The 17,273-nt window shown below is 65.2% G+C and carries 19 protein-coding genes and 1 pseudogene; 9 read left to right on the forward strand and 11 right to left on the reverse strand.

Annotated features, from left to right (window positions below; translation table 11 throughout):
- Nucleotides 1-40: 40 nt before the first annotated feature.
- From C8J46_RS04835 to C8J46_RS04845, 3 genes are all read left to right on the forward strand, one after another.
- The gene (locus C8J46_RS04835; protein WP_165886458.1) at nt 41-475 is read left to right on the forward strand and encodes a hypothetical protein; all 435 of its coding nucleotides are present in this window, start codon (nt 41-43) and stop codon (nt 473-475) included.
- A gap of 227 nt (nt 476-702) precedes the next feature.
- Nucleotides 703-1,884 (forward strand): ectonucleotide pyrophosphatase/phosphodiesterase, encoded by a 1,182-nt coding sequence (locus tag C8J46_RS04840; RefSeq protein WP_243643257.1) that lies wholly within the window; start codon nt 703-705, stop codon nt 1,882-1,884.
- 11 nt (nt 1,885-1,895) lie between these two features.
- Nucleotides 1,896-2,357 carry a MaoC family dehydratase gene (locus tag C8J46_RS04845; protein ID WP_132735713.1) on the forward strand — a complete coding sequence of 154 codons (462 nt, stop codon included), beginning with the start codon at nt 1,896-1,898 and terminating at the stop codon, nt 2,355-2,357.
- 292 nt (nt 2,358-2,649) lie between these two features.
- On the opposite strand, the gene C8J46_RS04850 is transcribed toward C8J46_RS04845, so the two are convergent.
- The 5 genes and pseudogenes from C8J46_RS04850 to petA all read right to left on the reverse strand — a co-directional run bounded on the left by C8J46_RS04850 (nt 2,650) and on the right by petA (nt 7,191).
- Complete coding sequence (locus tag C8J46_RS04850) at nt 2,650-3,399, reverse strand: hypothetical protein (protein WP_207894110.1); 750 nt, start codon at nt 3,397-3,399, stop codon at nt 2,650-2,652.
- Nucleotides 3,400-3,777: 378 nt separating this feature from the next.
- Nucleotides 3,778-4,325 (reverse strand): annotated as a pseudogene (locus C8J46_RS04855) (adenine phosphoribosyltransferase).
- Between the two features lie 139 nt (nt 4,326-4,464).
- Complete coding sequence (locus C8J46_RS04860) at nt 4,465-5,307, reverse strand: cytochrome c1 (protein ID WP_132735715.1); 843 nt, start codon at nt 5,305-5,307, stop codon at nt 4,465-4,467.
- A 21-nt stretch (nt 5,308-5,328) separates the two neighbouring features.
- Nucleotides 5,329-6,615, reverse strand: a complete 1,287-nt coding sequence (locus C8J46_RS04865) for a cytochrome b N-terminal domain-containing protein (RefSeq protein WP_132735718.1) — start codon at nt 6,613-6,615, stop codon at nt 5,329-5,331.
- A 9-nt stretch (nt 6,616-6,624) separates the two neighbouring features.
- Nucleotides 6,625-7,191: a ubiquinol-cytochrome c reductase iron-sulfur subunit gene (gene petA, locus C8J46_RS04870; RefSeq protein WP_056489394.1), complete on the reverse strand. Its 567-nt coding sequence runs from the start codon at nt 7,189-7,191 to the stop codon at nt 6,625-6,627.
- 203 nt (nt 7,192-7,394) lie between these two features.
- On the opposite strand from petA, the gene C8J46_RS04875 reads away from it, so the two are divergent.
- From C8J46_RS04875 to C8J46_RS04885, 3 genes are all read left to right on the forward strand, one after another.
- Nucleotides 7,395-7,844, forward strand: coding sequence for a tRNA (cytidine(34)-2'-O)-methyltransferase (locus C8J46_RS04875; protein WP_132735720.1), 450 nt, complete (start codon nt 7,395-7,397; stop codon nt 7,842-7,844).
- Between the two features lie 174 nt (nt 7,845-8,018).
- Nucleotides 8,019-8,861, forward strand: coding sequence for an oxygen-dependent coproporphyrinogen oxidase (hemF, locus tag C8J46_RS04880; RefSeq protein ID WP_132735723.1), 843 nt, complete (start codon nt 8,019-8,021; stop codon nt 8,859-8,861).
- Nucleotide 8,862: 1 nt separating this feature from the next.
- Nucleotides 8,863-9,456, forward strand: a complete 594-nt coding sequence (locus tag C8J46_RS04885; protein ID WP_132735726.1) for a GNAT family N-acetyltransferase — start codon at nt 8,863-8,865, stop codon at nt 9,454-9,456.
- 137 nt (nt 9,457-9,593) lie between these two features.
- Here C8J46_RS04885 and C8J46_RS04890 read toward each other — a convergent pair whose 3' ends face one another.
- Nucleotides 9,594-10,334: a hypothetical protein gene (locus C8J46_RS04890; protein ID WP_132735728.1), complete on the reverse strand. Its 741-nt coding sequence runs from the start codon at nt 10,332-10,334 to the stop codon at nt 9,594-9,596.
- On the reverse strand, nt 10,331-11,152 hold the full coding sequence (locus C8J46_RS04895) for a glycerophosphoryl diester phosphodiesterase membrane domain-containing protein (protein WP_132735731.1): 822 nt from the start codon (nt 11,150-11,152) through the stop codon (nt 10,331-10,333). Before C8J46_RS04895 ends, C8J46_RS04890 begins: the two co-directional genes overlap by 4 nt.
- A 118-nt stretch (nt 11,153-11,270) precedes the next feature.
- Here C8J46_RS04895 and lipB point away from each other — a divergent pair, with 118 nt between their 5' ends.
- From lipB to C8J46_RS04910, 3 genes are all read left to right on the forward strand, one after another.
- On the forward strand, nt 11,271-11,939 hold the full coding sequence (gene lipB, locus C8J46_RS04900; RefSeq protein WP_279388890.1) for a lipoyl(octanoyl) transferase LipB: 669 nt from the start codon (nt 11,271-11,273) through the stop codon (nt 11,937-11,939).
- A gap of 88 nt (nt 11,940-12,027) precedes the next feature.
- The gene (locus tag C8J46_RS04905; RefSeq protein WP_055881015.1) at nt 12,028-12,294 is read left to right on the forward strand and encodes a hypothetical protein; all 267 of its coding nucleotides are present in this window, start codon (nt 12,028-12,030) and stop codon (nt 12,292-12,294) included.
- A gap of 305 nt (nt 12,295-12,599) precedes the next feature.
- Complete coding sequence (locus C8J46_RS04910) at nt 12,600-13,307, forward strand: hypothetical protein (RefSeq protein ID WP_132735736.1); 708 nt, start codon at nt 12,600-12,602, stop codon at nt 13,305-13,307.
- A gap of 176 nt (nt 13,308-13,483) precedes the next feature.
- Here the strand turns inward: C8J46_RS04910 and queE are convergent, their stop codons facing one another.
- The 4 genes from queE to argF form a co-directional block, all read right to left on the reverse strand.
- A complete protein-coding gene (gene queE, locus C8J46_RS04915) occupies nt 13,484-14,116 on the reverse strand; it encodes a 7-carboxy-7-deazaguanine synthase (protein ID WP_132735738.1) in 633 nt (210 codons plus the stop codon).
- 3 nt (nt 14,117-14,119) lie between these two features.
- Nucleotides 14,120-14,836: a 7-cyano-7-deazaguanine synthase QueC gene (gene queC, locus C8J46_RS04920; RefSeq protein WP_132735741.1), complete on the reverse strand. Its 717-nt coding sequence runs from the start codon at nt 14,834-14,836 to the stop codon at nt 14,120-14,122.
- 196 nt (nt 14,837-15,032) lie between these two features.
- Entirely contained in the window at nt 15,033-15,935 is a 903-nt protein-coding gene (locus tag C8J46_RS04925) for an Hsp33 family molecular chaperone HslO (RefSeq protein ID WP_132735744.1), read from the reverse strand.
- A 344-nt stretch (nt 15,936-16,279) separates the two neighbouring features.
- Nucleotides 16,280-17,200 (reverse strand): ornithine carbamoyltransferase, encoded by a 921-nt coding sequence (argF, locus tag C8J46_RS04930; RefSeq protein ID WP_132735747.1) that lies wholly within the window; start codon nt 17,198-17,200, stop codon nt 16,280-16,282.
- Between the last annotated feature and the right edge of the window lie 73 nt (nt 17,201-17,273).

Below are 17,273 nucleotides of genomic sequence, written 5' to 3' on the forward strand. Positions count from 1 at the left end.
GCGTAGCCTTCGACATATCGGGGGAATTGCGTTGGCTGTCATGCATCTGTTGGGAATGCTCGTTGCCCTGTCGACGACGGCGTCTGCGGTGACGCCCTTTCAACAGCCCGCGGTGCCGAGCTTTTGCCAGCGCCTGGCACCGCAACTCGGCATGAAGCCGAACGCTAAAAGTGGTGGGAAGACGCGGGCTGGCGGCTGGAAGGTCAACCTTGCGAGCGGTCTGGGTCCGGCCTTGTTTGGTGGGACGTTCGCCGCGTCGTTCTCGTTGCATCCGATCGACGAAGACTCGGTGTCCGAGAGCAAGCGTCTGGAGAATGCCTGCGGCATCACCGCAAAGGGCATGACGTGCAAGATCGAAGGGCCGGCGCGGTTGAACGTCGGTACCAAGAAGGGCAAGATTTCAACCGAGGTGCTGCCGGGTGAACGCGCGGAAGTCGACATGCGCAGCACCGTGATCAGCTGTTACGACACCTGATCGCCTGCAGGCCAGACATGCTCGGCGCGCGTACCGCCTGACGGCGCTTTCGTTCGTCGAGCTTGCCGGGTAGAGGCCGCGACGCCGGGACTTGCTCAGGACGAACACCAATGAAAATTATGTTGAGTGGTTGTGCGCTTGCACTCGCAGGGTGTGCTTATCCGTATACGCCCCCTGCCCTCGCGCCCATCACTGCGCCGGCGCCCGTATCGACGGCGGTGGCTGCGATGCCGGGCGAGGCGCGGGCGCCGGTTACCATCCTGGTGTCGATCGACGGGTTTCGACCGGATTATCTCGATCGTGGCGTGACACCCAACCTCAACCGCCTGCGCGCGGGCGGGGTGTTCGCGAGCATGCGGCCGTCGTTTCCGAGCGTCACCTTTCCCAATCACTGGACGCTCGTGACGGGGCTGCGGCCCGATCGCAGCGGGATCGTCGGCAACAAGATGGAGGATCCGGCGCGGCCGGGCGAGACGTTCACGATGGCGACGGACGATCCGTTCTGGTGGAGCGAGAGTTCGCCGATCTGGGTCGATGCGGAGAAGGCGGGGATCCGCACCGCGACGATGTTCTGGCCGGGCGCGAACGTCGCGGTCGGGGGCACGGTGAAGGCCGACAGCCATGCTGCGATCGAGGGCGGTACGCGACCGGAGGACTGGCAGCAGTTCAACCAGCAGGTTTCGGGGACGCAGCGCGTCAACGCGGTGCTCGACTGGATGCGGCGGCCAGCGGCGATCCGGCCGAAGCTGGTGACGTTGTATTTCGATACAGTCGACAGTGCGGGCCATGCTGGGGGGCCGGACAGCGCTGGCGTAACCCAGGCGGTGGCGGATGTCGATGCGAGCGTTGGCGCGCTGGTCGATGGGCTCGCCGCGCTGGGACAGCGGGCGAACCTGGTTATCGTCGCGGATCACGGCATGGCGGCGACGAGCAGCACGCGGGTCGTGGCGCTGGATACGATCGCGGACAAGGCGGACTATCGCACCGTCGAGATGGGACCGTACGCGACCCTGTTCGCGGTGCCGGGGCATGAGGCGGCGCTGGAGGCGCGGTTGCTGACCCGCCACGATCATCTGCAATGCTGGCGGAAGGGGGAGATTCCGGCGCGGTTCCATTATGGACGCAACCCGCGGGTGCCGAGCTATCTGTGCCTCGCCGATGTCGGCTGGCGGGTCGATCCGAGCGCGCCGACCAAGGCTTCGGTCGGCGGGATGCACGGGTATGACAACATGGCGCCGGAGATGCGTGCGCTGTTCATCGCCAACGGGCCGGCGTTCGCGCGCGGCAAGACGATTGGGAGCTTCGACAACGTCGCGATCGAGCCCTTGCTGCGCGACCTGATCGGGTTGCCTGCCGAGGCGGGGCTGGACGGCACCGACGCACCCTTCCAGAAGGTGCTGCAACGATAAGAGGAGAGGTTGTGCAGTATTTCGAGGATATCGAGGTCGGTCGGACCGCGTCGTTCGGTTCCTACGCGGTCACGCGCGAGGAGGTGATGGACTTCGCCGCCAAATACGATCCGCAGCCGTTTCACCTGTCCGACGAGGCCGCCGCGCAGACGCATTTTGGGCGGTTGTCGGCGAGCGGTTGGCATACGTGTGCGATGGTGATGGCGATGGTGGTCGCCAATTTGAAGGAGAACCGGCAGGCTGGGTTGGGGTCGCCAGGGATCGACGAACTGAAGTGGGTGAAGCCCGTGTATCCGGGGGACACTCTGCGGTGCGAGACCGAGATCCTGGAGAAACGCGTGTCGGCAAGCCGGCCGGAGATGGGAATCTTCAAGAGCCGGATGCGCGTGTTCAATCAGGACGACGTGATGGTGATGACGTTCGTGTCTAACGGCCTCGTCGCGACGCGCCCGACGGATGCCAACGACGGCTGATTACCGAGCTGTTGCCCGGATGGGCGGCTGACGGAATTGCCGATGCAGTAATGATTTACGCGAAAGCGCTACGCCGGTCCTGAGCTTCACCGAACGGCCGCGAAGATAGTGTTTGTTCGCGCAGAGGCGCGGAGGCGCAGAGAGATATTAGATGGCATAGCTTCAGGTGAGCTTCGCTGCCAGGCGAAGGCTCGCCCACTCGTACTTAATTAGTGTCTGCGCCTCTGCGCCTCCGCGCCTCTGCGCGAACAAACCTTCTCTTCGCGCCTTCGCGTGAACCAACCTGCTCTAGTTACTGCGCCGGACGACCGCCGCCGCGGTTGCCGCCGCCCTGACGACCGCCGCCGGGCCGTCCACCGCCGAAGCGCTGGCCGCCGCCGCCGCGATTGCCTCGGAACGCGCCGTCGCCGCGATTACCGCGGAAGCCGCCTTGGACTTGGGGCTGCTGCGGGTTGGCGACTTGGCCGGGCTGCGCGGGCTGGCCTGGTTGACCGAACTGCGCGCGACCGGGACCACGGCCGCGATTGTCGCCGCGGCCGGGACGGCCGTTGCCGAACTGGCCCTGAGCGGGCGTGCCGGGATTATTCTGATAGCCCGGACGGTTGCCGCGCCAGCCGCCGTCCCGGCCGCCATTGCCTCGGTTGCCGAAACCGCCCCAGTTGCCGCGGCCGCCATCGTTGCGGCTACCGCGATACTGCTGGCGGCCCTGCCAATAGCGCTGCTGGTTGCCGTTCCAGCGGTGCGGGCGGCGGTAGCGATCGTAGACGTAGACGCCCGAGCCGGGATAATAATAATCGCCGGCCCAACCGTAATAGGAGTTCAGGCCGCCATAGCCGGCGAACCCGTCATAGCCGCCGCCGTAACCGCCGCCATAACCGCCATAGCCTGCGCCATAATAACCATCGCCGTAGCCGCCGCCGTAATAGGGATCGCTGGCATAGCCGACGCCGGCGCCGCCATAGCCGTAACCGTCGGTACAGCCTGCGACGCCTAATCCGAGGCCCAAGGCTAGGCCGATGATGCCGAAGCGCTTCATAAACATGGGGAGTCTCCCGTACGTGGAGAGCGGACACAACGCGCCGCTATTCGTCGTACAACGGAGTCGGTATGTCGCAGGTTCCATGAATGGGGTCTGACGGGGTTTGTTGGCTGGTGGGGGTGAGCCTGTGCGGACCAGGACGTTGTCCCCTTACCGTTCCCTCACGCACGCGGCGATCAAGTCATGAAGCAAACCGCTACCTCACTACCCCCCCGGCGAAGGGCGGGGTCCAATTGCGATGAAAGAGGTAACGGCGCGCGGTCATTCGTCAGCAATGTTTCCCAATTGGGCCCCGGCCTACGCCGGGGTGGTGCCGTATTAGGGAACGAGTGACCACTATCAGGTGACCTGCATCAGGTAGCGTGCGCAGGCAAGCGCGCGTCAGTGGCCGGGGAAGTGAATCAGGGCGGTTGCTTCGATGCCGTCGGTGCGGAGCGCGTCTGCGCCGCCAAGGTCCGGCAAGTCGACCAGGAACTGCGCTTGCGTAACCACCGCGCCGGCCTTGTGGAGCAGGCGGACCGCGGCGCGGGCGGTGCCGCCGGTGGCGATCAGGTCGTCGACCAGTAGGACGCGCGCGCCGGGCGCGAAGGCGTCGGCGTGGATCGCGATGCGGTCGGTGCCGTATTCGAGTGCGTAGTCCTCGGCGATGGTCGCACCGGGGAGCTGCCGTCCTTGCGGATCAGCAGGACGCCGGCCTTGAGCGGTGCGGCGAGCGCGGCGGCGAAGAGGAAGCCCCGGGCTTCGATACCAGCGACCAGGTCGACCGGGCCGGAGACTGCTTCGACCATCCGCTCGATCGCGGTCGCCCAGCCGTTCGGGTCGAGCAGCAACGTCGTGATGTCGCGGAACTGGATGCCGGGCTTGGGGAAGTCCGGGATGGTGCGGATCAGCGCCTTCAGATCGGCGTTGCGCTCGTTGGTCTCGGACATGGACGTTCCCTTCTCCGCAAGAAGCGGCGGCCGTGTTGCGGCGCTGCGCTACGGCCAAAACGAAAGCGGCGGACAAGGCACCCTGCCCGTCCGCCGCTCCCTTTATCCGTGCGCCCTTACCGCGGGAGCCGGGCCGTCATCAATGCTTAACGTCGCGCCAGACGTTTTGGTACGCGCCCCAGGCTAGGCCGCAGAAGATCAGGATGAAGATGATCGACGCGAACCCGGCGGCATGGCGTGCCTCGAGGTTGGGCTCTGCGGTCCAGGTCAGGAACGCGGAGACGTCGGTCGACATCTGCTCCATCGTCGGCTTGGTGCCGTCGGCGTAGGTCACCTGGCCATCCGACGTCAGCGGCGGCGGCATCGCGATGTTGAGGTTCGCGAAATACGGGTTGTAGTGCAGACCCGCCGGCGTTTTAATGTCCGGGAATTCCTTCAGCAGCGCGGCCGGCTGCGTCGTGTAGCCGGTCAGCAGGGAGTGGACATACGCGGTGCCGTCCTCGCGCGCCTTGGTGATCAGCGAAAGATCAGGCGGCAGCGCGTTGTTGTTCGCGGCGCGCGCGGCGATCTCGTTGGCGAACGGCGACGGGAAACGATCCGACGGGATGTTCTTGCGCGTCGCCGGCTCACCCGTCTCCGGGTTGATCGACGGCTGCTCGATCACCCACTGGTTGGCGATCGCCTTAACCTCGGGGTCGGTATAGCCGATCTTGGTCAGGTCGCGGAACGACACCAGCCGCAGCGAATGGCAGGCCGAGCAGACTTCCTTGTAGACCTGGAACCCGCGCTGGAGCTGGCGACGGTCGAACTTGCCGAACACGCCGTTGGAAGCGAGCTCGAGCTCCTTCGGGTGCTTGTGCGCGACGCTCTCCGCGGTCGGCGCGACGGGGTCGGTGATGACCCCCGCCACGCTGCCGAAGAGCGCGATGCCGAGCACCAGCACGAAGGCCGCGCCGACGATGGAGGCGATGAGACGAACCATGTGTGTGTCCTCTAGTTCGTATCAGTGCGCGAGCGCGGTTTTGGCCGGGCTGGTGCCGCCGTGCTTGCTCAGCACGGCCTCGGTGATCGAGTTGGGCAGCGGCCGTGGACGCTCGGAGCGCGAGATGATCGGCAGGATGATCAGGAAATGCGCGAAATAATACGCCGCGCAGATCTGGCTGAGGATCACGTAGAACGCGTTGGCCGGAGCGCCACCGCAATAGCCGAGCACGAAGATGTCCGCGACCAGCACCCAGAACGCGATCCGCGCCTTGGGACGATAGTTCATCGAGCGGACCGGCGAGCTGTCGAGCCAGGGCAGGAAGAACAGCAGCAGGATCGAGCCGAACATCGCCAGCACGCCCCAGAGCTTGGCCGGCAGGATGAAGTCCGCAGTGAAGGCGCGCAGGATCGCGTAGAACGGCCAGAAATACCATTCGGGCACGATGTGCGCGGGCGTCGAAAGCGGGTTCGCCGGGATGTAGTTGTCCGGGTGGCCAAGATAGTTCGGGAAGAAGAACAGCAGGCTGGCGAAGATCAGCATGAAGATGCCGAGCCCGAAGCCGTCCTTGGCGGTGTAGTACGGATGGAACGGGACGGTGTCCTGCTCGCCCTTCACGTCGACGCCGGTCGGGTTGTTCGACCCCGGGATGTGCAGCGCCCAGATGTGCAGGATGATGACACCCGCGATCACGAACGGCAGTAGGTAATGCAGCGAGAAGAAGCGGTTGAGCGCGGCGTTGTCCGGCGCGAATCCGCCGAGCAGCCATATGCGGATGGTGTCGCCGACGAGCGGGATCGCCGAGAAGAACCCGGTGATGACCTGCGCGCCCCAGAAGCTCATCTGGCCCCAGGGCAGCACGTAGCCCATGAAGGCGGTCGCCATCATCAGCAGGAAGATGACGACGCCGAGCAGCCACACCATCTCGCGCGGCGCCTTGTACGAGCCGTAATAGAGCCCGCGGAAGATGTGCGTGTAGACGACGATGAAGAACATCGAGGCGCCGTTGGCGTGCGCATAGCGCAGGAACCAGCCCGCATTGACGTCGCGCATGATGCTCTCGACCGAGTCGAATGCGACCGCGCCGTTGGCGGCGTAGTGCATCGCCAGCACGATGCCGGTGATGATCTGGATTGCCAGCGCGGCGCCGGCGAGGACGCCGAAGTTCCAGAAGTAATTGAGGTTGCGCGGGACGGGATAGCCGCCGCCGAGTGAATTGTAGACGAGCCGGGGAACGGGAAGCCGCTCATCCAGCCACCGCGTCAGCGGCAGCTTCGGTTCGTATTGCTTGGCCCAGGGAAAGCTCATGGTCGTTCCTCAGCCTACCGTGACGACGGTGTCGGAGTTGAAGGCATAGTCCGGAACGTGGAGGTTCGACGGAGCGGGGCCTTTGCGGATGCGCGCGGCGGTGTCGTAGGCCGAGCCGTGGCACGGGCAGAAATAGCCGCCGAACGGCCCTTTGTTTTCACCCTCGCCGGCGCCGAGCGGGACGCAGCCGAGATGCGTGCAGACGCCCAGCGTGATCAGCCAGTTCTTCTTACCCGCCTTGGTGCGCTGTTCGAGCGTCTGCGGATCGCGCAGCGTCGAGATATCGACCGCGTCGGCTTCCGAAATTTCCTTTGGCGTCAGGTTGCGGACGAACAAAGGCTGTTTGCGGAACGACGTCTTGATCGCCTGGCCGGGCAGAATCTTCGAGAGGTCGATCTCGGTGGTCGACTGCGCGAGCACGTCGGCGCTCGGGTTCATCTGGTTGATCAGCGGCAGGACGATCGCGACCGCGCCGACCCCGGCGAAGGAAACGGCTGCGATATTGATGAAATCACGGCGGCGAGGGTCATGGGCCTCTTCGTGAAACGGCTCTGGCGATTCGCCGGGAGGAACCATGTCGTCGACTGTCGCCATTCATCTCGCCCTTGCACGTTATTTTTTTCGTGACGGACTAGGCTTTCGGTTTCGCGAAACCATATCCCCAATCCATCCGACCGTCCCCACGGAGGCTGCGCTTTGATAGACGGCGGGGCGACGGTTTGCCAACTGCATTTTGCTTTGGGTTACCGTGCGGCGCTCGGCGCGCTAGGGGATCCGGTATGCGTATTGCCCTCTATCAGCCCGACATCGCCGGAAATGTCGGCGCCATTCTCCGCACTGCCGCGTGCATGGGGATCGGCGTCGACCTGATCGAACCGATGGGATTCACTTGGAGCGACAAGGCCGTCGCGCGCTCGGGGATGGATTATGTCGGCGTGGTCGACGTGGTGCGGCATGTCGATTGGGACACGTTCCTGGCGCAGGTACGCGGGCGGATCGTGCTGCTGACCACCAAGGGCGCGGTGCGGCTGGATGTTGCCGAGTTTCGCGAGGATGACGTGTTGTTGATGGGGAGCGAGGGGGCCGGCGTGCCGGAGGAGGTGCATGCGCGGGCCGATGTGCGCGTGCTGATTCCGATGCGGCCTGGGTTGCGGTCGATGAATATTTCCGTGGCGACGGGGATCGTCGCGGCGGAGGCTTTGCGGCAGACGGGCGGCTGGCCGAGCTAATCCTCCCCGGCACGGGGACGGGGACCGTGCGAAGCATGGTGGAGGGGGCTCACCGCAAACGCCCCGCTTCCGTCCGACAACTGTAACGCTCGTGGAAGTCCCCCTCCACCCTTCGGCCAAGTAGCCGAACGGTCCCCCTCCCCGTTCCGGGGAGGATTTGGTAGAGACGCCCGCATGATCGAACTCGACCCCCAGCAAGCCGCCGCCCGAACCTGGTTCGAATCCCTGCGCGATCGCATCTGCGCGGAGTTCGAGACGATCGAGCGCGAGGCAGGCTCCGACGCATCGTTTGAGTACACCCCGTGGAACCGCGTCGATCCCTCGGGCGAGCCGGGCGGCGGTGGCGTGATGGGCGTCATGAAGGGCCGCGTGTTCGAGAAGGTCGGCGTCAACGTCTCGACCGTCGGCGGCACGTTCGAAGGCGAGTTCGCCAAGTCGATCCATGGTGCGGGCGAGGACCCGCGGTTCTTCGCGACCGGGATCAGCCTGGTCGCGCACATGACCAACCCGCACGTCCCCGCGGTGCACATGAACTGTCGCTTCCTCAACACCACCAAGCGCTGGTTCGGCGGCGGCGGCGATCTCAACCCGCCCTTGCCTATCGAGGAGGACACGGCGGACTTCCACGCGACGATGAAGGCGGCGTGCGACGCGCATGATCCGGCGCACTACCCCCGGTTCAAGGAATGGGCGGAGACCTATTTCTACATCCCGCACCGGAAGGTCGGACGTGGTGTCGGTGGGATTTTCTTCGATCATCTCGATGGCGATTTCGAGACCAACTTCGCGTTCACGCGCGATGTCGGCGAGGCGTTTCTGGATGCGTATCCGCGGATCGTGCGGCGGCGGATGGATACGCCGTTCACTGCGGCCGACGAGGCACGGATGCTGGAATGGCGCGGGCGCTATGCCGAGTTCAACCTCGTCTACGACCGTGGGACTTTGTTCGGGCTGAAGACCGGTGGCAACATCGACGCGATCCTGATGAGCCTGCCACCACGCGCGGTGTGGTCTTGAGATGGCGCTGATCCCGGTTGCCGACGACGTCCTCGCGACGATCGTCACGACGCTGGAGATGCGCAAGCGGCCGCCGCTGCGGCCGAGCCCGGGGTCGCGGTTGCGGTTGGTGCGGTGGGAGGGACCGGCGCTGGAGAAATACCGTGCGTTGTTTCGGCGGGTGGGAAGTCCGTGGCTGTGGTTCTCGCGGCTGGTGATGGCGGACGACGTGCTGACCTCTATCGTCCACGACCCCGGCATCGCGGTGTACGCGGTGCTCGATCCAGCGGGCATCGAGGTCGGGATGCTCGAACTCGATTTTCGCGCGACGGGTGCGTGCGAGATTTCGTATTTCGGGTTGATCCCGGAGCTCGCCGGGCAAGGTCACGGGCGGTGGCTGATGGCGGAGGCTTGCGCGCGGGCCTGGGCCAAAGGGGTGGAGCGGGTCTGGCTGCATACCTGCACGCTCGATCACCCGAGTGCGCTGGGCTTTTATCGGGCGCAGGGGTTCGTTGCAGTGAAGCGGACGATCGAGACGTTTCCCGATCCTCGGGCTTCGGGATTGTTGCCGCCGGAGACTGCGCCGCAGATCCCTTATCTGGAGAAGCGCGACTAGACCTCAGCCACCTCCCCGGCAGAGGCCGGGGTCCAGTTGGGGGACGTTGCTAACTGAGCGGTGCGCCCGATCACTGCGACCTTTCCAACTGGGCCCCGGCCTCCGCCGGGGTGGTGCTTTTCTTCCGTTGGTGCGCCCTACCGCGCCAAGCGGCGGTAGGCGGAGATTGCGATCAGAGCCATGGCTATACCCGCCGCCATTGCGGCCACCGCAGCACCCGCATCGACGATCGCGAGCGCGACCGGGTTGGGTTCGCCCGCTTCACGCAGCGCCTTGTCGAGCATCATGAACGGCGCGCCGACGAGCCAGCCGCTGATGTAGCTGAACGCGGCCAGTCCCATCAGCGGCAATCCCGAGCCTCGGCTGAGCGTAAAGCTGCGGCGGATCGCTCCCAATGCGCCGAGCGGGGCTTCGGCGAACAGCGCCGGGCCGGTCAGCATCGTCCGGCCGAGGATGTAGAGACCGGGGACCGCGTACAGCAACAGCCCCGCCCCCGCCGGCAGCGACACGATCACCATCGCCAGCAGGAAGCGCGGGAATATCCGTAGGCAGCGCGTCAGCGCCTGCCGCAGGTCGAGCTGATCGCGGTCGAGATACAGCGCGTAGAACAGCGACGTACCGAAGAAGCTCATGACGTAAGCGAGCAGGTACCAGCCGCCATGTGCCGCCGCCCAGGTCTGCACCGCATCGGCCCAGACCATCGCCTGCGCCTCGTTATCGCCCGCCGCCGCGTTGGGCATCGGCGGATCGGGCACGACCAGCGCCAGCGCGAACGCGGGCAGGAACAGGAACGGCGCGGCGATCCGTAGCAACAGGTCGCGGTCGCGCTTGAACAGGCTCCAGGCATCAGTGAGGACGGTCGCGAAATCGAGCTTCATGGGGTGACGGATTTCTCTCTGACGGCGACATAGAGCTGCGCGGTGAAGACCGCGGCAAGCGCGGTAAAGGCGGTGGTGACGATCGTCGCGGCGATCCCCGACAGGAAGGTCGCGGTGGCGATCCCGTCGGCGCCGAGCGCGAGCCGGAAGATGATCCCGGTCACGGACTGTGCGGCCCAGGTCGAGACGAGCATGACGATCGCGAAAAGGATCAACACGCCGATGATCCGCCACGTCAGCCCCTTGGTCAGCTGGACCGAGCGACGGATCGCACCGATCCCGCGGCGCTCGTTCAGGATCACCGGGTTGAGCAGCACCAGTCGCGCGCCGATCCAGATCGCCAGCAGGAGATAGGCGATGCCGTACAGCGCGGTGAACCCAGCGGCGCCGGCGGTCGGCGGGGTCATCTGTACGCTCGATCCATTGGCAGCGGCGGAGAAATCGAAGCCCGACTGAACCAGAACGATTACCGGCGGCACGGCGAGGAGCGCGGCGATTAGCGTGATCAGCGCGGTGATGCCGAGCGCCGGCAGTACGCGCGCACCGGCCTGGCGGCGCGCGGCCGCAGCATCGGTGCCGGGATCGCTGGCAATCGCGACGATCGCGAGCTGCGCCCATAGCATCGCGACCAGCGTACCGATCGCCAGAACGCTGCCGATCAAGGCGAAGCTCATCGTCCCCGGTGTCGAAAACGCGACATAGCCGTCGCGGATCACGCTGGGCACCAGAATGCTCAGCACCGCGATCGGCGCGATCATGCCGGTACGCCCGTTGAGCACCTCGATCGTGCGATCCCAGACCGTTCCCATCTTCACCATGCGTCACGCTCCCCCGGTTCCTGTATCGCGCGGGTTAGCCCAAGCCCCTGCGCTTGACCACATGGTTGAAACGCACGTCGGAGTTGCAAGTGCGAGCGTCGGTGCGCAATTGGGATCGGTGACGAACCCCCTCCCCTCCGATATCGAATGGCGGACCAGCGCCGGCCTCACCCCTTATGCCGATGCGCTGGCGGAGATGGAGGCGCGCGCGCTTGCGGTCGGCGCGGGCGGGGCGCGCGAGTTGCTGTGGATGCTCGAACATCCGCCGGTCTACACCGCGGGCACCAGCGCGGATCCGGGCGACCTGATCGACGCGCGCTTCCCGGTGATCCCGACGGGACGCGGCGGCAAATACACCTATCATGGGCCGGGCCAGCGGATCGGCTATGTCGTGCTCGACCTGACCAAGCGCGGACGGGATGTCCGCTGTTACGTCCACGCGCTCGAATCCTGGGTGATCGCGGCGCTTGGCGAGCTCGGCGTCGAGGCGTTCGCGGTCGATGGCCGGGTCGGCATCTGGACGCTCGATCGGGGCCGGGAAGCCAAGATCGGTGCAATCGGGGTGCGGGTAAAACGCTGGGTGACGCTCCACGGCTTCTCGGTAAACGTCGATCCGGACTTGTCGCACTTTGGTGGCATCGTGCCCTGCGGCCTGTCCGAGTACGGCGTTACCAGCCTGCAATCGCTGGGCATTTCCGCCGACCTTGCAACCTTCGACGCCGCCCTGGCGTTGACGGCCGATGCTTTCCTTGAAACAGTTTCTTGTCCTCAAGAAAACGAGGCTTGAGGACAGAGCGTTATCGGATTAATGTCCACTACGATTTGGGTATTAAGGGCGAGCAGCCAGCCAAATCCTCTATCTAGGGAGCTTCCACATGCGTGCACTCATTTCCAAGGTCCTGACCGGTTCGCTGATCGCCAGCGCAGCACTCGCCGTTTCGGCTTGCGGTCCGAAGACCGAGACGACCACCGACAACACGATGGTCACCGACATGAACGCCACTGAAGGCATGGACACCATGACCGACAACATGACCGCAGTCGACGGCGCGTCGAACGGTGGCATGATGGCCAACGACACCATGATGGCGAACGACACGATGATGTCGAACGACACCATGATGACCAACAACGCAATGTAATGGTCGCGAAGGTTGACCGTTACGGCGGATGACCTTCAACGGCATTATGCGATGTGAAGGGCCGCCCGGGCAACCGGGCGGCCCTTTATCGTTACGGGATGGGGAACGCCGACCCTGGATGCCGGTCAGCGCGTTTGCGCACGTCGAATGGCGGCAAACCGCGGTCGTTTCGGATGCGACAGTTTGCATACCGGATCGGGGTATTCGGGCCGCAAAATCGATCCCGGCAAAAGGTTAAAATCGCTTGGGGGTTTGGCGGAAACGCTTTAGATTCGTCGACTTGGAATGCCCCTGGGGAGGTTTGAATGAAAGTGTTGCGTACCGCGCTCGCGCTCTGCGTGGCGTCGAGCGGTCTCGCTGTGGCGCAGTCGGCGTCGGCGCAGTTCTTTTTGCAGTCGCGTGACTTTTCCGGCGCCGCGGTGACCGGCGACGAAGCCGATCTCGGCCAGCCCCTGCCGGGTGCGACGCCCGCGGAAACGCGTGCCGCCCTGGTGTGGCATATGCGCGCCGCGCTCAACGTGGCGGCCCTGCAGTGCCAGTTCGAGCCGACGCTGTTGACCGTGCCGAACTATAATTCGATTCTCGCCGATCATGGCGACGAGTTGAAGGGTGCGTTCGATACGCTGACCAAATACTTCATCCGCGTGAACAAGGCGTCGGGCCTCCGCGCCGGGCAGGCCGCGCTCGACCAGTTCGGTACGCGGACCTATTCCAGCTTCGCCACGGTCGCCGCGCAATACGGGTTCTGCCAGACCGCAGCCTCGATCGGACGCGACGCGGTGTTCGCACCGCGCGGGCATTTTGCCGACGTCGCGCTGGCGCGGTCGCGCGAACTGCGCAACAGCCTGATTCCCTGGGGCGAACAGCGCTTCCCGCGCTACATCGGCCGCGATCGCAATGCGGCAATGCCGCGGCTCGATACGATCTGCTGGAACAAGAAGGGCGAGTGGGTCGAAAAGAAGTGCGGCGCCCAGAACTGGCCGCCGGTTGGCGTCGGAATCGCTGGGCGGTAACGTCTCCGCCTTACCCGAATTACCGGATGATCTTATCCTCGCGTTCTGCCGTCACCCCAGCGAAAGCTGGGGTATCTCACGGAGCGCGCGACGAGAGTCTCATGGGGTCATCCCAGCTTCCGCTGGGATGACGGTAGGGAAAGAATGAATTCCCCTACATAGCGCGCTTCAAATTATCAGCGAAGGCCCAGCAGCTTGTGCGTCTGCAGCGACAGCCGCCACTGCGGCCGTTGCATGACCAGATCCACACACGCCTCGCGGTTCGCGTCGGCTTGCGGATCGTCGAGCGGCTGGAGCAGCAGGTTTGCGAACGCCCAGGTCTCGACATCGTCGATATCGGTGCCCGGCTGCGGCCAGACCAGCTTCAGTTCGTCGCCGGTCCGCTGAACGACGATGCTGCCGGCCTTGGGGCTGATGCAGACCCAGTCGATACCCGGATGCGCCCGAATCGTCCCGTTGCTCTCCATCGCGATCCGGAAGCCCTGGCCGTGCAACGCATCGACGATCGCGTCGTCGATCTGTAGCATCGGCTCGCCCCCGGTCAGGACGACGAATCGATCGTTCGTGCCGTCACCCCAGAAGCCGGCGACCGCCGCCGCGAGCGCCTGCGCATCGGCGAACTTGCCACCGCCCAGCCCATCGGTGCCGACGAACTCGGTATCGCAGAACTTGCAGACCGCGGTTGCGCGGTCCTGTTCGCGACCCGACCACAGGTTGCAGCCGGCGAATCGCACGAACACCGCACGACGGCCGGCGTTCACACCCTCACCCTGCAACGTGAGGAACATCTCCTTGACCGCGTAGCTCATCGCTCAGGCCAGCCCGGATCCGGGCCGCACGGCGTAAACGGTGGGATCGGCAATGCCTGCGTCCTCGAACCCCTTGGAGCGCAGACGGCAGCTGTCACACAGGCCGCAATGCTCGCCGGCGGGCGTCGGATCATAGCATGACCAGCTCAGCCCGAGATCCAGGCCAAGACGCGTGCCTTCGCGGACGATATCCGCCTTGGTCATCATCTGAAGCGGCGCCTGGATACGGAACGGCTCGCCCTCGACGCCAGCCTTGGTGGCGAGTTCGGCCAAGCCTTCGAACGCGGCGATGAACTCGGGGCGGCAATCGGGATAGCCCGAATAATCGAGCGCGTTGACGCCGATATAGATGTCGCGCGCGCCCGCCGCCTCGGCCCAGCCCAGCGCAAGGCTGAGGAAGATGGTGTTGCGTGCGGGCACGTAGGTGACGGGAATGCCACCGCCATCCTCAGTGCCCGCGCCATCCTTCGGCACGTCGATATCGGCGGTGAGTGCCGACCCGCCAAACGCGGAGAGATCCATCGGCAACACGATGTGGCGTTCGGCGCCGATCGCGGCGGCGACGCGGCGGGCGGCGTCGAGTTCGATCCGATGGCGCTGATTATAATCGAACGACAGCGCGAGCACGCGCTGGCCGGCTTCGCGCGCCAAAGCGGCGGATACCATCGAGTCGAGCCCGCCCGAAACGAGCGCGACCGCAAAGGGAGCAGGAGATGTCATGATGCGCAATGCGCTAGGCCAGCGGCGCGCAAAAAGAAAGGGGCCGCCCGGTAAGGCAGCCCCCTGAGGTTGGCGCGAACCGCGCCACAAGGGAGAAAAAACGTGCCGAATAAAAAGCACAGTCCCTTCTATACCCAACATAAGTGAATAGGGAGTTAATTTCTTAAGTTATCGTTGCTGGGAAAAATCCGCCAAGTCAGGCGCCGACTGGAACAGGAAATTTCTTCGCGCAGAACGCGCAATCGACGATGATGAAACCGCTCTCGTCGGCCATCGACCGCCGCTCCTCGATGGGAAATTTGGAGATCACCCCCTGAATATAATCAGGGTCGCAGCGGCATCCGCGCGAGATCGGAATATCCGCGAGAATGCGGACGTCGTCTTCTTCATTGAACAAGCGCCAGACCAGCGTCTCCAGCGGCAGGAACGCATTCGTGAGTTCGTCCGCGCCGATCGTGTTGCCGAGCGTAGCGACATGCTCCCATTCCGGGTGGTCGAGCTTGGTGTGGAGCCGCTCGCGACCATCCTCGCCCTCGGGAAGATGCTGGAGGAACAGCCCACCTGCGACGCAGCGCCCGTCCGGGCCCTTCGCCATACCGGTCCGAATCATCGTCGGGATCTGTTCGGACTGCGTGAAATAGCTCTGCGCGGCCTGTGACAGCGTATCCCCATCGAGCGGGACGATGCCCTGATAGCGCTCGTTGCTGGTCGCCATGTCGAACGTGATCGCGAGATAGCCGGCGCCGAACAGCGCGAACAGCGATGGCTCGGCTGGGGCTTCGGCAAGCTTGTCGGCGTCGTATTCGATGTAACCGCGCACTTCGCCGCCGCGGTAGTCGCAGACGAGCAGCTGGACGACGCCGTTGTCGGTGCGGGTCTGCATCGTCAGCTGGCCGCTGGCGTCCTTGAGCGTCGAGCCGATCAGCGCGGCGAGCGTCAGCGCCTCGGCGAGCAGTTTTTCGATCGCAGGCGGATAGGCGTGGGCGGCAAGCACTTCGTCGAGCGCGGTGCCGAGCCGGACGATCCGGCCGCGGGCACTGCGCGCCGGGATCGCGAAGGCCAGCGCGCGGTCGAGATCGGTCATGTTGGGGTCGTTCATCGGAGGGAAGATGGGGAGCGAAGGCGGCGGGTCAACCCGATCCCCCATCCGTCACCCACCCATCTCCGTCACCCCAGCGGAAGCTGGGGTATCTCCGTTGGTGGACGTCGCGACTTGCACCGGGAGATCCCAGCTTTCGCGGGGATGACGGACGAGGGGCGGGGTTGGGGTTTCTTCGCAGTCGAGGTGGCAGCTTTCAACCGCCCCCCCCATATCCGTCACCCTAGCGAAAGCTGGGGTATCCCCGTTGGCGGGTGCCGCGGCTCGAACCGGGAGATCCCAGCTTTCGCTGGGATGACGGATGGGGCGTGGGATAGCGTGAACGGCGTGTTACCGCCGGTTCGTCAACCGATCTGCCCGAAGCACCAGCGCAAGACCGACTTCTGCGCGTGGAGGCGGTTCTCCGCTTCCTGCCAGATCAGCGACTGCGGGCCGTCGATCACCTCCGGCGTCACTTCCTCGCCGCGGTGCGCGGGGAGGCAGTGGAGGAACTTGGCGTCGGGCTTGGCCAGCGCCATCAGCGCGGCGTCGACCTGATACGGAGTCAGCGCCGCCAGCTTGGTCTCGGCATGCGCCTGCCCCATCGAGATCCAGGTGTCGGTGACGACGATGTCCGCCCCCTCGACCGCCTCGCGCGGCGTCGACACGATACGCGCCCGGCCCTTGCCCAGCGCCACGTCGGCTTCGGTCGGCATATACCCTTGCGGGCACGCCGCGACGACGTCGAACTGCATCAGCCCGGCGGCCTCGACGATCGACGCAAGAACGTTGTTGCCATCCCCCAGCCACGCAACCTTGAGACCGGGCAGCGCCTTGCCGCTCTCGATGATCGTCAGCAGGTCGGCCATGATCTGGCACGGGTGCGACGCGTCGGTCAGGCCGTTGATGACCGGGACGGAGGCGTAATGCGCCATCTCCTCGATCTTGGCGTGATCGTCGGTGCGGATCATGATCGCGTCGACATAGCCCGACAGGATGCGCGCGGTGTCGGCAATAGACTCGCCGCGGCCGAGCTGCATCGACCCTGCGTCGGAAACGATCGAGGTGCCGCCGAGCTGGCGGATCGCCATGTCGAACGAGAAGCGCGTGCGCGTGGAATTCTTCTCAAACACCATCGCGAGTGTGTGGCCGGCCAGCGGCGCATCCGAGTCCGCGCGGCCCTTGGGGAAACCGGCGCGCGCCGCCTTGCGATCGAGCGCATCGGCCAGCATCGCGGCGATGCCGTCGGCGCCCGCGTCGGTGAGATTCAGGAAATGGCGGGTCATAATATCCTCCCCGGCACGGGGAGGGGGACCGCGCTCGCAGAGCGGGGTGGAGGGGGACCTCCACGGGCGCTAC

The organism is Sphingomonas sp. PP-F2F-A104-K0414, from assembly GCF_004340945.1.
Lineage (GTDB): Bacteria > Pseudomonadota > Alphaproteobacteria > Sphingomonadales > Sphingomonadaceae > Sphingomonas.

Bases quoted from the DNA above. Each gene is read 5' to 3' on its own strand.
- C8J46_RS04835 (WP_165886458.1), top strand. From the start codon at position 41: ATGCATCTGTTGGGAATGCTCGTTGCCCTGTCGACGACGGCGTCTGCG.
- C8J46_RS04840 (WP_243643257.1), top strand. From the start codon at position 703: ATGCCGGGCGAGGCGCGGGCGCCGGTTACCATCCTGGTGTCGATCGAC.
- C8J46_RS04850 (WP_207894110.1), bottom strand. From the start codon at position 3,399: ATGTTTATGAAGCGCTTCGGCATCATCGGCCTAGCCTTGGGCCTCGGA.
- C8J46_RS04860 (WP_132735715.1), bottom strand. From the start codon at position 5,307: ATGGTTCGTCTCATCGCCTCCATCGTCGGCGCGGCCTTCGTGCTGGTG.
- C8J46_RS04865 (WP_132735718.1), bottom strand. From the start codon at position 6,615: ATGAGCTTTCCCTGGGCCAAGCAATACGAACCGAAGCTGCCGCTGACG.
- petA (WP_056489394.1), bottom strand. From the start codon at position 7,191: ATGGTTCCTCCCGGCGAATCGCCAGAGCCGTTTCACGAAGAGGCCCAT.
- C8J46_RS04875 (WP_132735720.1), top strand. From the start codon at position 7,395: ATGCGTATTGCCCTCTATCAGCCCGACATCGCCGGAAATGTCGGCGCC.
- hemF (WP_132735723.1), top strand. From the start codon at position 8,019: ATGATCGAACTCGACCCCCAGCAAGCCGCCGCCCGAACCTGGTTCGAA.
- C8J46_RS04885 (WP_132735726.1), top strand. From the start codon at position 8,863: ATGGCGCTGATCCCGGTTGCCGACGACGTCCTCGCGACGATCGTCACG.
- C8J46_RS04890 (WP_132735728.1), bottom strand. From the start codon at position 10,334: ATGAAGCTCGATTTCGCGACCGTCCTCACTGATGCCTGGAGCCTGTTC.
- C8J46_RS04895 (WP_132735731.1), bottom strand. From the start codon at position 11,152: ATGGTGAAGATGGGAACGGTCTGGGATCGCACGATCGAGGTGCTCAAC.
- C8J46_RS04905 (WP_055881015.1), top strand. From the start codon at position 12,028: ATGCGTGCACTCATTTCCAAGGTCCTGACCGGTTCGCTGATCGCCAGC.
- C8J46_RS04910 (WP_132735736.1), top strand. From the start codon at position 12,600: ATGAAAGTGTTGCGTACCGCGCTCGCGCTCTGCGTGGCGTCGAGCGGT.
- queE (WP_132735738.1), bottom strand. From the start codon at position 14,116: ATGAGCTACGCGGTCAAGGAGATGTTCCTCACGTTGCAGGGTGAGGGT.
- queC (WP_132735741.1), bottom strand. From the start codon at position 14,836: ATGACATCTCCTGCTCCCTTTGCGGTCGCGCTCGTTTCGGGCGGGCTC.
- C8J46_RS04925 (WP_132735744.1), bottom strand. From the start codon at position 15,935: ATGAACGACCCCAACATGACCGATCTCGACCGCGCGCTGGCCTTCGCG.
- argF (WP_132735747.1), bottom strand. From the start codon at position 17,200: ATGACCCGCCATTTCCTGAATCTCACCGACGCGGGCGCCGACGGCATC.